At 60.3% G+C, this 12808-nt stretch carries 12 protein-coding genes; 10 read left to right on the top strand and 2 right to left on the bottom strand.

Annotated elements, in window-relative coordinates; all coding sequences use genetic code 11:
• The first annotated feature begins 120 nt into the window (after window positions 1-120).
• From B0G77_RS28800 to B0G77_RS28780, 5 genes are read left to right on the top strand one after another with little or no spacing between them, the layout of a single operon-like run.
• Entirely contained in the window at window positions 121-1266 is a 1146-nt protein-coding gene (locus B0G77_RS28800; protein WP_166656297.1) for an ABC transporter substrate-binding protein, read from the top strand.
• 10 nt (window positions 1267-1276) lie between these two features.
• A complete protein-coding gene (locus tag B0G77_RS28795) occupies window positions 1277-2170 on the top strand; it encodes a branched-chain amino acid ABC transporter permease (RefSeq protein ID WP_133665321.1) in 894 nt (297 codons plus the stop codon).
• A gap of 1 nt (window position 2171) precedes the next feature.
• A complete protein-coding gene (locus B0G77_RS28790) occupies window positions 2172-3065 on the top strand; it encodes a branched-chain amino acid ABC transporter permease (protein WP_133665320.1) in 894 nt (297 codons plus the stop codon).
• Window positions 3062-3904 (top strand): ABC transporter ATP-binding protein, encoded by an 843-nt coding sequence (locus tag B0G77_RS28785; protein WP_133666915.1) that lies wholly within the window; start codon window positions 3062-3064, stop codon window positions 3902-3904. Before B0G77_RS28790 ends, B0G77_RS28785 begins: the two co-directional genes overlap by 4 nt.
• Window positions 3901-4620: an ABC transporter ATP-binding protein gene (locus B0G77_RS28780; RefSeq protein WP_133665319.1), complete on the top strand. Its 720-nt coding sequence runs from the start codon at window positions 3901-3903 to the stop codon at window positions 4618-4620. Before B0G77_RS28785 ends, B0G77_RS28780 begins: the two co-directional genes overlap by 4 nt.
• Before the next feature lie 72 nt (window positions 4621-4692).
• On the opposite strand, the gene B0G77_RS28775 is transcribed toward B0G77_RS28780, so the two are convergent.
• Window positions 4693-5892: a multidrug effflux MFS transporter gene (locus B0G77_RS28775; RefSeq protein WP_133665318.1), complete on the bottom strand. Its 1200-nt coding sequence runs from the start codon at window positions 5890-5892 to the stop codon at window positions 4693-4695.
• 365 nt (window positions 5893-6257) lie between these two features.
• Here B0G77_RS28775 and B0G77_RS44675 point away from each other — a divergent pair, with 365 nt between their 5' ends.
• From B0G77_RS44675 to B0G77_RS28765, 3 genes are all read left to right on the top strand, one after another.
• Complete coding sequence (locus B0G77_RS44675) at window positions 6258-7067, top strand: MmgE/PrpD family protein (protein WP_243751252.1); 810 nt, start codon at window positions 6258-6260, stop codon at window positions 7065-7067.
• A complete protein-coding gene (locus B0G77_RS44670) occupies window positions 6973-7683 on the top strand; it encodes an MmgE/PrpD family protein (RefSeq protein ID WP_243751251.1) in 711 nt (236 codons plus the stop codon). The genes B0G77_RS44675 and B0G77_RS44670 overlap by 95 nt, the downstream gene beginning before the upstream one ends.
• 92 nt (window positions 7684-7775) lie before the next feature.
• A complete protein-coding gene (locus B0G77_RS28765; RefSeq protein WP_133666914.1) occupies window positions 7776-8525 on the top strand; it encodes a nitroreductase in 750 nt (249 codons plus the stop codon).
• Window positions 8526-8649: 124 nt separating this feature from the next.
• On the opposite strand, the gene B0G77_RS28760 is transcribed toward B0G77_RS28765, so the two are convergent.
• Window positions 8650-9930, bottom strand: a complete 1281-nt coding sequence (locus B0G77_RS28760; RefSeq protein WP_133665317.1) for an acetyl-CoA hydrolase/transferase C-terminal domain-containing protein — start codon at window positions 9928-9930, stop codon at window positions 8650-8652.
• A 335-nt stretch (window positions 9931-10265) separates the two neighbouring features.
• Between B0G77_RS28760 and B0G77_RS28755 the strand changes: the two genes are divergently transcribed.
• Window positions 10266-11111, top strand: a complete 846-nt coding sequence (locus tag B0G77_RS28755; RefSeq protein ID WP_133665316.1) for an enoyl-CoA hydratase/isomerase family protein — start codon at window positions 10266-10268, stop codon at window positions 11109-11111.
• Window positions 11112-11127: 16 nt separating this feature from the next.
• Window positions 11128-12312 carry a CoA transferase gene (locus B0G77_RS28750; RefSeq protein WP_133665315.1) on the top strand — a complete coding sequence of 395 codons (1185 nt, stop codon included), beginning with the start codon at window positions 11128-11130 and terminating at the stop codon, window positions 12310-12312.
• The last annotated feature ends 496 nt before the right edge of the window (window positions 12313-12808 follow it).

Below are 12808 nucleotides of genomic sequence, written 5' to 3'. Positions count from 1 at the left end.
GCACACGCATTCGCCGGCAGCGAATCGAAACTTCGTAAATCTCAAGTTGGCGCCCCTGACCGAAGCGCTTAGGCTTCGAGTCAATGTATGGCGTTAAAAGAGAGAACGAGGAGACATCAGATGAAGCTTCGAGCCAAGCTGGCTGCCGCGTTGCTTGCCAGCACAATCGCAGGGCCAAGCCTGGCCCAGTCGCCGCAGCCCTGGAAGTTCGCAGCGTTGTTGCCCCTCACCGGTGTCAACGCGGGGTACAGTCTCGACCTCAAACTGGGTTATGAGATCGCCGTAGAAGACATCAATCATAGCGGGGGGATCGAGGGACGGCCCGTTCAGTTGACGATGATGGACACACAAAGCAACCCCGGACAGGTTGCCACGTTGATCAGGCAAGCCTGCAATGATGCACTGATCGTGGTTGGCCCTGCCTTGTCGCATGAGGCACAGGTAGGTTTCCCGGTCGCCAACAGCATGCAATGTCCCGCGTTCGCGCCCGCAGCTCCCGCTATCGGTCTTACGGCATCTAACCGCCCATGGGCATTCTCGTTTGCCACGCCTGTCAACGTGACCACCCCGGTCGCGATCGACTTCATCACGAAAAAGCTCAAGCCAAAAAAGGTGGCGTTGATTGTCGAGAAGGAGGACAACGCGGCGACCTCTTACGCTCAACTCATCGTCAAGGCATTGGCACACGACAGCATCCCGGTCGACACGCTGTCCGTTTCGAGTAAGGACGTCGATTTCGGGCCGCAGATCAACCGCGCGGCGAGCGCCAACGCCGACCTCTTGATTCTGGCCACACTTGATCGATCGGCCGTGGGCCTGCTGAAAGAGTTGCGCAAATCCCGCTCAGGCGCACATGTGATGTTGACGCAGTCTGCATACAACGCGCTTGTAGGCTCATTGCCCCCCGATATCCTCGAAGGTGTCTACCGGTATGCCCAGGCGGATCTGGCTAGTTCGTCCGACCCGCGCGTGAAGGCGTTCATCAAAAAATACGAGAGCCGATCGGGCGGTCGCGCGCCATCATGGGTCGCGGCACTGCCCTACGACCTGATGATGATGACGAAGACGGTGATGGAGCGTGCCGAATTGAAGGGCGATGCCGCAAATCGCGCCTCGGATCGAAAGAAGTTCATTGAGACGCTGGCCGCGGTTCGTGACTGGACGGGTCTGACGGGGACCGTTTCGATGACGCCTGAGGGCTACGTCTTCAAGTTGCCTCAAGTGCTGGTATCGCACGGTGGCAAATGGGAACTGGTCAAGGACTGAGGGGAGTGTCATGATGGGCGCGTTAGGCCAGAGTTTCATCAACGGCATCACAATCGGCAGCAGCTATGCGCTAGTTGCAGTGGGCTTCACCCTTATATTCGGAGTACTGCGGGTAGTTTACCTGTCACATGCAGCTGTGCTCGCAGCATGCGCTTATATCGGATATGGCGTCATCGAAGTCACGAATAGCGCAGTCGCTGCAATTGTAGTTGCGACGCTTGCCGGAGCTGTCCTGGGTGTGGTGATCGAACGGATCGCCATCCGCCCGGTTCGAGGTCAGAATCACTTGATCCCGATGGTGACTTCCATATCCGTCGCAATCATCATCGAAGAAACGCTGCGTCTGACGGTGCTCTCCGGCCAGCCGATTTCCTACCCAGACACCTTTGCATCGACCGTCATTCGCCTGCACGTGGGCGGCGCAGAACCATACTTCACCGTCGGCCAGGTATTGATTTTTGCCCTGACATTCGCGCTCGTCTTGACGCTCAGGGTTGTCGTGCAGCGTACTTGGGTCGGCCGTGCGATGCGTGCCGTCGCCGATTCTGAAGATGTCTCCTCGCTGGTTGGTGTGCGCGTGAACGCCACCTCTGCCAGGACGATGGCGCTGGCTTCGATGCTTGCCGGAGCGGCAGGCGTCCTGCTGGCGCTGTCGATTGGAGCGATCGATGCGCATTTCGCCGAGCCGCTGCAATTCAAGGCATTGGCGATCGTACTCTTTGCTGGGCTGGGCAGTATTCCGGGCGCGGTGGTGGGTGGCTACCTGCTAGGTTTCGTCGAGGCGTTCGCGGCGGGCTACCTGGATACGTCTTATCGCGACCTCTTCGCGTACGTTTTGATGATCGCCATCCTCATGATGCGGCCACAAGGGTTGTTCGGCCGACGCCTGACACAACGGGTTTAATATGGCCGCTTCCGCCTTCGAGGCTTTCGTCACGCTCCAGTGCATCCTGTGCATTGCCGCGCTTGGCCACTACTTGCCGCTCTCGATGAAGCAGCTCGATCTTGGCATCGCCGGGTATATGTCGATCGGTGCGTATACGAGCGCTCTCCTGACTCGCGATTACCACGTCACGTTCGAGCTTGCGCTGGCGGGCGGGGCGGGGATGGCCGCCGTCGGCGCGCTCGTCGTCGACTCGCTGGCGACGCGCGTCCGGCTGAGCGGATTTGCCTACGCCGTCTTCAGTCTTAGTTTCGCGGAGTCACTGCGCATCATTTTGAACAACACAGAAGCGGTCGGTGCGACGCTCGGCTTCGCGCAGATCCCACCGAACACGACGCTGGCACAGTCCGCCGGCATTCTCGTCCTGATCGTAGCAGGGTTCTGCGTGCTCGATCGGACTCGGCTCGGAAGACTGAAGACGGCGATTGCGGATGACGAATTCATCGTGCCTCAGCTTGGTATTCCGGTCGTTGCGACCAAGCTCACGGTCTTCGCACTGGGTGGCGGCTTGGGCGGGCTCGCGGGCGGCCTTTACGCGCACTACGTGCTGTTCATGCGTCCGGACGATTTCGGGTTTGCGTTGCTGATAGCGATTCAGTTGCCGATCGTCTTTGGCGGTCTTGATCGTTTCTGGGGTGCACTGGCCGGTACGCTGTTGCTCGCCGCGATACCGGAACTCCTTCGCGAACTCGGTCAATTCCGACTGCTTTTCACAGCCGGCGCGACGCTGTTGTTGCTGATCATACGTCCAGGAGGGTTGCTGACGCACGGCGCGATCGCGTCACTCTCGTCTGTTGTCGAACGAGTTGCATCAGGGATATACAGGCGGCTTCACACGAGAGGGGAACCCCGATGACGACTTCTGCATTGACGCCATCCATTCCGCTCGATACGTCGGTGACTTGCATGGCTAGCCGCTCCTTGCTGTCGATCGATAAGGTTAGCGTCGCATTCGGCGGCGTGAAAGCATTGTCTAACGTCTCGATCGACATTCCTGCCGATCGCGGCATCGACGCCATCATCGGGCCGAACGGGGCCGGCAAGACGACACTGTTCAACGCGTTGACAGGCGTGGTGCGCCCGAACCATGGACGCGTCCTCCTGCAAGGAAACGACATCACTGGCCTGCGCCAGGACGATATATACCGGCGTGGGCTCTCGCGCACTTTTCAGGGCGTCCGGCTCTTCGAGCATCTCAATATCGAGCAGAACGTCTTGCTCGCTGCGCGGTCCGTGCGCGGTCAGCAAGAACGCACGCGAGGCAAGCTGTTGCCGGGATGGTGGGAGTCAGCCGAAAGCCGCGAGCGAGCACACGCAGCGCTTGATCGTGTAGGCCTCGCGGTCGCCATGCGCAGGCGTCGTCCCTCGCAGCTCACGCTCTGGGAAAGCCGAATGGTCGAAATTGCACGCGCCCTTAGTTCTGAGCCGGCGGTATTGCTGCTCGATGAGCCGGCTGCGGGTCTGAATGCTGTGGAGAAGGCGCGTCTCGGTGACCTTCTGCTGCGTATCGTTGCGGAAACCGGGTGCCACCTCGTCATAGTGGAACACGATATGACCTTGCTGATGTCCATTGCCGAGCATGTCTGGGTCCTGAATTTCGGATCGCTCCTTGCGAGCGGCACCCCGGCGCAGGTGCAGGCTGATCCGCTCGTTCACGAAGCCTATCTCGGCAGCCCGAAGGAGGGTGCGCGATGACGACGCTTCTCGAGGTGGATGACCTCCATTGCGGCTACGGTCGCGCAGACGTCATTCACGGAATCAGCTTAGAAGTTCATGCCGGCGAGACCGTCTGCCTGATCGGACCGAATGGCGCAGGAAAGTCGACCTTGATGAAGGCGATTGCCGGCGCGGTTCGACCGAGATCCGGGCGCATTGTCTTCGCGCATCGCGATATCACGAAGGCACCCACGCATGAGCGCGTGGAAGCGGGGATTGCGCTCGTGCCCGAGGGGCGTGGGCTCCTGCCGTCGTTGACGGTCGAGGAGAACCTGCTGCTCGGGGCGTATGTCAGACGCCGCGATTCCGATGTGCGCGACCATATGCGGCAACTGATGGACCAGTTTCCCGTGCTTGGTGCTCGCCGCTCACAGACGGCGACCACGCTGAGCGGTGGCGAGCAGAAGCAACTCGTGATTGCACGTGCGTTGATGAGCCGCCCTAGCATGCTGATTCTGGATGAGCCGTCGTTCGGCGTAGCCCCGCTCATCGTGGCTGCGATCTTCCGTACTATCGAGGAGCTGCGATCTGCCGGCATGACAATTCTGCTGGTCGAGCAGAATGCAAGCATAGCGTTGCAAGTGGCCCAGCGTGGATATGTGATCGAATCCGGCCGCTGTGCACTGTGCGGCACCGCCACGGAACTGCGGGACAGCAGCGTCATACAGGAGGCGTATCTTGGCGCAGCGACATGATGTGCGCGCGGGGTGAATCGCTAACCGGCATTGCCGTCGCTCTGGGCTTTCAGGTACGAACCGTCGTTCCTGCTATCGAGCAGGCCGTTTTGCGAGTGCGAGGAAAAAGGCAAATTGCGCAGTCGCCGTCGCGATGACGAGGACCAACAGCGCTGAAAACGCGGGGCTCGGGCCAAGTGCTGCGACAGTAGTACACACCGCACCCACCGCATATTGGATGCAGCCGCACAATCCTGCTGCTGAGCCAATCAACCGGTCATTGACGCTCAGCGCATTCGCGAGCGCGACGGGATTCACCATGCCAGAGCCGCAGGTGAAGAGGACGATGCCGCAAACCACAGTCCGCACATCGAGCCGGCCAAGCAGCAGGATACAAAGGAGCGTGAAGGCACAGACAAAACTGATTGTGCAACCCACGCGCATCAAGGACACGGGGCATACGCGTTTTGCCAGCTTGACTGTGATGACGTTGCCGATCGCCATCCCGGCGATCATGAGCCCCATGTAAATCCCGACCAGATGCAACGGAAGATGTAATTCGTTGACAAGAATGAACGGTGCTGCCGACAGAAACGCATAGATCGAAAACGTTGCGAGGCCGTTACCAACGGCGAACCCCATAAATCTGGCGGACCCGAGCAGTGCGCTGTAATCGGCCACAAGATTTGCCGCATCGGTTCGGTGCGCGGCACGGCGCGTTTCGGGTAATAGTTTCCACGCAACCGCAAGCGTGAACGCCCCAGTAAGCGACAGCAGGGCGAACATGATGCGCCATCCCCACGCCCCGGCGACGAAACCCCCGATCATGGGAGCGAAGCCGGGACTCATGACGACCATTAGATTGAGCAGTGCAAGTTGCGATACTGACGAGCTGCCGTCTGACGTATCGCGGACAATCGCGCGGCCCAGCGCCACGCCGGCGCAGCTGCCAAGGGCTTGCACCAGGCGTCCAAAAAGGAGGCACGAGAGATTCGGGGCGAGCGCGATGATCAGTCCGCCCACGACGTACACGATGAGCCCGATCATCAGCAGCGGACGGCGGCCGAACGAATCCGATAATGGCCCGTATATGAGCTGGCCTACGGCCAGCCCGATGATATAGATGCTGATAGCCATCTGCATCTGGCCCGCTTGCGCGTGAAGCGACTGAGCGGCATCTGGCAGCGCGGGCACGAACATGTGCATGGCCATGGTTCCACCCAACGCGATCAGTACCAGCACCCAGAAGGGCGGCGCTATCCTTGGAATTGAATCGACGCACTCCGAACTCATTGCAGTCCTTTTTCGTTGCACCCGGCTTGTACTTCGATAAGAAGCCACCGTTGAGAATTACGGTGTGGGGTCCCGGAGTCAACCGGGCGGTGCGACCTGTTCCGTACTCTGGAGCAATAGGCTCTATTACGGATTACTTTATGTTTTGGCGCCCGCCGTTCGCAGCCAGCGAATTGCGGATTCGTCATTCTCAAATTGGCCCCGGATGTCCGAGCGCCTACGATTGCTCTAATGGGTGTGCCATTTGTTGCACCGAAGCGTAGCCCAGCGTTAAAAAGTGAGTGCCAATTTTCCTCTTGTTGCGACATCCATGCGGCAATGATCGTAGGTAATCCCCATCCATTCATTCGTAACCGAGGATTTAAATGACAAGCACCCCGACGCCTGATGCCAGCCGGATTCTCGCGGACTATGTGGCCAGCACGCGGTTCGAGGATTTGCCGCCTGCCGCACTGAAGAGCACCAAGCGATCCATCTTCGACACGGTAGGTGTGATGCTCGCGGGCGGCGGTCCGCATGCCAACGCGCAACATATCGTGCACATGCTCGCGCAATGGGGCGGCACGCCGAGCGGGACTGTTATCGGGCATCCGATGCGCCTGCCGGCTCCCCACGCAGCGTTCGCCAACGCATCGATGGCACATCAATATGATTTCGATGACGCACACGATGAAGCCGTGGCGCATCTCACTGGGACTACCCTCGCCGCCGCGCTGGCCGTGGCGGAGGAACGACCCGGAACCAGTGGGCGAGAACTGATTTCCTCGGTACTTCTTGGCAACGAGGTCATATGCCGCGTCGGCCTGGCAGTAAAGGGATCGCTCTATGACTACGTTTGGCTATGGCCGGCAATCGTCGCGATCTGGGGCGCGACGTCGGCCGCGGCGAGGGCGCTGGGATTCAACGCCGATCAGTTGCAATCCGCCTACGGCTTGACACTTCACCAGACAGGCAGCACGTTGCAATGCCTTTACGGCCCGGGGTCGGATGTACGTGGTCTTCGGGATGGTTTCTCCGCGCGTAACGGCGTCACCGCGGCATTCATGGCTGAGGCTGGTCTACGCGGAGACCCGGACGCGCTTGACGGTCGATTCGGCTTCTTTGGCGCTTTTTTTCCGCGGCGAATACGACCGCGCACGCTTGCTCGACAGGCTAGGTCAAGACTACAAGACTGAAGGGATCACAATCAAGGCTTGGCCCTCAGCTCGCGAGACGCATGCAACATTGCAGGCACTCGTCGAAGTTCGCGACCAGCACGGCGTCGATCCACAAGCGATCGAAAAGGTCGTCTTGCGTGTTGGAGCGACCAACCTGCGATTCTGCGAACCTGCCGCGCAGCGGCGCCAGCCCACGCTCAGGATCGATGCGCTTTGCAGCCTCCCGTTCTGTTCTGCTGTGGCGCTCCATCATGGAAGCGTGCGGCTCGGGGCGTTCTCGGAGGAGGGTATGCGCGATCCGCGCGTACTGGAACTTGCCGAGCGAATTACGTGGGAGGCAGATGACGAGCGCTCCCATGACGGCACGATCGAAGGCGGCGATGTGGCTGTGTACCTGCGCAGCGGCGAATGCTACCGGCATACTGTCCGCCATGCCATTGGCCACCCCGATTTCCCAATCTCAGAAGAACTGCTCGTGCGCAAGTTCATCGACTGTGCCGCGCTATCGGCGCACCCGCCGGCAGAAGCGGAGGTACGCCGGTTCTGGGAACTGGTGCAGAACCTCGAAAACATCGAGGTTAGCGAATTTTCTGCAGCGGTTCGTTCGCTGAGCACCGCCTCCCAGCCGGTTTGATAATCCGGTCATGCTTTCGCGGCTGCGAATATGTCGCGGCCACGCAGGCTGCCATTCCAGATTGGATAAGCATGAATGTGAACAGGAATCACATGATGGGCCGCGATCTGCAAGGCCGAGGCAAGGTCCCCGATGTGAGGGCCGTCGTGGAGGACCCACAAAGCGTCTATACGGCGATCGAAACGCGCTTTTGCTGCCGTGCGTTCTTGCCGGAGCCAGTGGAGCGGGAGACTATTGAGCGCATCTTGCGCACTTGCAGTTGGTCGCCATCGGGTTCCAATACTCAGCCGTGGAAAGCCTACGTCGTGCGAGGTGCGAGCCGCGATGCACTCGTAAGCAAAGTGTGCGCCGCCCACGACGCGCTACGCGACGATCCGTCGCTCGCTTCGGTTTACCAGGAAGACTACCCCTACTATCCGTCTGAATGGACGTCACCGTACATCGAGCGGCGGCGCGCGACAGGTTGGGGGCTCTACGGCGCGCTGGGTATCGGGAAGGGCGACCGGGACAGAATGCACGCTCAACACCAGCGGAACTACAAGTTCTTCGACGCACCCGTCGGCCTCTTCTTCACCAATGAAAAGGTGATGGCCCAAGGCGCACTTATGGATACCGCGATGTTCGTGCAGAGCGTGATGATCGCCGCGCGTGGGGAGGGGCTGCACACTTGCGTGCAGGCGGCATGGAATCCATTCTCGTCAATTGTCCTGCCGCACCTCGGTGCGGTCGACGAGCGGCTGGTCTGCGCGCTTTCGCTCGGCTATGCAGACGTCGGTGCGGCCGTGAACGAGTACCGTCCTCAGCGGGAGGATCCGAGCGTCTTTTCGCGCTGGCTGGATTAGGAGCGAACCAGGGGCGGGGCGTTGTGCTCTGCGCCATCTTTGCCATGTTCGCGACGGTCGTTGCGGTTTGCCGGGCATCTCCGAACCGTCTATCGCCCGGCTACGGGTCCGCGCTGCCCGTTTTTCACGCGCAGTTCATGAGCATGCGAGACTCACGCTCTAACGCGTCACGGTGTAGAGGATCGGCGATGGCGATCATGCGTGGAATGCGCTGGGCGATCGACAAACCGCGCAGGTCGGCAGTTCCATGCTCGGTCACGATCACGCAGGCGTCGCTGCGAGCCACGGTTACCGGGCCTGACAGCGACGCAACGACACGGCTTCGCGTCCCGGCGGTCGAAGGCAGTGCGACGATAGGCACGCCGCCGCGGCTGCGTTGCGCGGCGCGCAGGAAATCCCCAATGCCGCCGACCCCACCCACGTAGGTCGTCCCCGCGACTTCCGCATTGATTTGACCGGTGAGATCTACCTCGATGGCCGAGTTGATGGCGACGAAGCGTTCTATGCTGGCCAACACTGCCTGATCGTGCGTATATTCCGTTCCCCGCAGTTCGAGAGAGGGATTACGGTGGGCGAAGCGGTGCAAGGCGGCTCCGCCGATCAGCACGCCGCCGATGGTTAGACCCGCGTCGATGCTTTTGCAAGCATTGGTCACGACGCCGGCTTCGCATAGCTGAGCAAACCCTTCGCCGATGCTGCCTGAATGCACGCCGAGTTCACGATGATTTTTCAGATTTGCGAGCACGGCGTCCGGAATCGTCCCAATACCGGTCTGCAGCGTGGCGCCGTCTTCAACGAGGCTGGCGACATGCCTTCCAATCTCCGCTTCGACGCGGCCCGGCAGCGGTCGCGCAGACGAAGGCAGTGGCGAAGTCGACTCTACGAGTTGGGCGAAGTCTTGCTCGCGCAGATAGGGTCCACCGTACGTCCACGGGACATCCAGATGTATCTCGCCGATGATGCTCCTCGCATGCCGGACAGCCTCGACGAGATACTCCCGAGCGAGTCCCAAGCTGTAACGCCCCAAGCCATCCGGTGGGGAAACCTGAACAAATACGACATCTGCGCGCAATTCGCCACTGCGAATCAGCCGCGGCAGTTGCGAGTAGTGGACGGGAAGGATATCGAGCACGCCAGCCTGTGCAAGCTTGCGGTTTGCACCCGTCCCGCAATACGCAAGGAAGTCGAAGCTGTCGGCATGCGCTGGCTGCAGAATGTCTGCTGCCCCGATGCCGAGAAACAAACGCAGCCGCCCCAACGCTCGTCGCTGCTCGACGAGCGCGCGAATGAGTGTTACCGGTTCGGCGTGCGCTTGCCCCCACAGCAGGGCGTCGCCGGGACGGATCGTTGCGCTCAGGTCTGGGAGGGAGCGGTGCAGGTTCACGGCGGTTTTGGCGGGTTCCATTGCCAGCCAATGTAGTTCGCGTGCGACGCCGCGCCAAATGATCAATTTCGAACCAACGCTTCTGCGGCGGCGAAGTTCGGATTCGGCCACCAATCGGGAAGCAACATTTTCGACGTACGGAACGTGGCTGCGATCGCGTTGACGCGATGGAGGGGAGGCTCTCAGAATGGCTGTCGGAGCCGTCATGCTGCATGACGCTTACATCCGGCGTACGGGGCGCATTGATGTCCTCAGGACTACTCGGTCGATCGGCCTCGTTAAATGTCGGCACGATCGCCACGGTAGACGCCTGCATCAGGCTACCCCGTCAGTTAAATCGAAGTAGGGAGAGCACCATGTCGGATCAACAGACAAGCCTGGGGGCCTATACATCGTACTCGAGCCTGGCGTTCGATCGCCCGGCACGTGGTGTGCTGCGTATCACCTTGAATCGCCCAGATAAATTGAATGCGCTGGATGCGCGCGGACACGATGAACTTGCTCGCGTATGGCGCGACGCTGACGCAGACCCCGACGTCAGCGCCATCCTGCTTTGTGGGGCTGGGCGAGCATTCTCTGCTGGCGGCGATTTCGACGTGGTCGAGGAGATGATCGAGTCGTTCGACGCCCGCGTGCGAGTGTGGCGTGAGGCGAAAGAGCTCGTCTACAACATGATCAACTGCTCGAAACCAATCGTGTCCGCCATCCACGGTTCGGCAGTGGGCGCCGGCCTGGTTGCCGCGTTGCTTGCCGATATTTCCGTCGCCGCTCGTTCGGCGCGTCTTGTTGACGGACACACGAGGCTGGGCGTGGCCGCCGGTGATCATGCTGCCATCGTCTGGCCGTTGCTCTGCGGTCTCGCGAAAGCGAAGTATCACTTAATGCTTTGTGAGCCGGTGAGCGGGGAAAAGGCAGAGCAGATGGGGCTCGTCTCGATTGCCGTCGAGGACGACGAACTGCAGGACGAGGCGCTATCGATCGCCACGCGCCTCGCAAACGGCGCGCCCACGGCGATTCGCTGGACGAAATATGCCTTTAACAACTGGCTTCGCCAGGCGGGGCCGATCTTCGACGCATCGCTTGCACTCGAGATGTTCGGTTTTGGCGGTCCGGAGGTGCGGGAGGGCGTCCTGTCCTTTCGCGAGAAGCGGCCACCCGAGTTCCCCACGGCGACGCCTGTATCGCCGACCGCCAATTCATAGACAGGAATATTGAAATATGCCGAAGGTTCTCGAAGGAATCCGTGTCCTTGATTTTGGTCGGTACATCGCGGGTCCATTCTGCGCTGCATTGCTCGCCGACTTCGGCGCCGATGTGATTCGCATTGATCGGGTAGGCGGGAGCGAAGACCGGTTCGTCATGCCGGTGACGGAGACAGGCGAGGGCGCGCTATTCTTGCAATGCAACCGAAATAAGCGATCCCTGACGCTTGATATCGATCGCCCCGAGGGGCGTGAGGTGGTTCGACGGCTCGTCGCCACTGCGGACGTCGTTATCGCGAATATGCCGCCGGCGACCATGACGAATCTGGGCCTCGACTATGAGTCACTGAGCGCACTCAAGCCCGACATCATACTGACGGCGTCCTCTGCATTCGGGACTCATGCCGACGCTGTTCACCGGCTCGGCTTTGATGGTGTCGGCCAAGCAATGAGCGGGGCAGTCTACATGTCAGGCACGCCGGACAATCCGGTAAAGTCGATGGTGCCTGTCGTTGATTTTGCTACTGCATTGTCATGTGCGCTGGGCACGGTCATGGCCTTATATGAGCGTCGCAATAGCGGGCGTGGGCAGGTCGTCGAGGCCTCTCTACTGCATACCGCTCTGACGTTTGCAAGCGGTGTGCTGATCGAGGAATCGGTCCTTGGTGTCAACCGGCAAGCGACCGGTAATCGGAGCCCAATATACGGTCCATCGGATATCTTTCGAGTCACGGATGGATGGATCATCGTTCAGGTTATTGGGCAGTCTTTGTTCAAGCGATGGTCGAAGATGATCGGCGCCCAGGAACTGCTCGAGGATCCGCGCTTCAGCGATGACCTGCTGCGCGGGCAGAACGGGGAACTGCTGAGCCAGATGATGGTGCAATGGTGTGCGTCCCGCTCGCGCGAGCAAGCGTTGGCTGAACTCGAAAAGGCCAAGATTCCGTCGGGCCCCGTCTATTCCCCGCGTGAAGCACTGGAAGACCCGGTGATTCGTGCGTCGCGTGCGTTCGACTGGATCGACTATCCCGGTCTTTCCCGTTCGGCTCCGGTCGTACTCTCACCGGCAAGATTGTCGCGTACGTCCCCCACGGTCGAATCGCGGCCTCCTATGATTGGCGAGCACACCGAAGAAATCTTGCTCGAAGCCGGCTACACGATGCCGGAAATTGCCGCGCTTCGCGAACTTGGTGTTGCCTGAGGCGGCAACTGCACCACGAACATCGACATGGGGAGCGGCACGCGCGTTTGGCGCCGATGACCGTCTTCCCGTGGCCACATACTAAAGGCATTCCCGCCGATCTCTGAGCGCTTGGCTCAGTCCACTACCAAGCACCATCTACTCCCACCTCTTGTCGTCGGATTACGCGCCCGTTTAAAGAGCGGGCTAAGCGTATGACGACCGCCTTGGATCGACCGTCCTTGTGGGGCACCGCAGATCGATCGCCGATAAGGATCGGCCCTTGGCGCGTGCCATCGCGGAACGTTCAACGGTTCAACGCGAGGAGGTCTTTGCTTCACGGGCAAGGATCCTTGTCGCCCAACTCCGTATGCAAGCACTCAGCCACTTCCTAGAATTCTCCATATCGGTGCAGGTAATCAGATGCGAACACGGTAGTGGTCGGCATGATGCATACGCCGCTGGTGGAGCACCACTTGGTGAAGCAGCGTGGCGCTGCTGGTGGTGAAGAACCGGT

It is taken from the genome of Paraburkholderia sp. BL10I2N1, from assembly GCF_004361815.1.
Lineage (GTDB): Bacteria > Pseudomonadota > Gammaproteobacteria > Burkholderiales > Burkholderiaceae > Paraburkholderia.
This window is presented reverse-complemented; position numbering and strand designations above follow the sequence as displayed.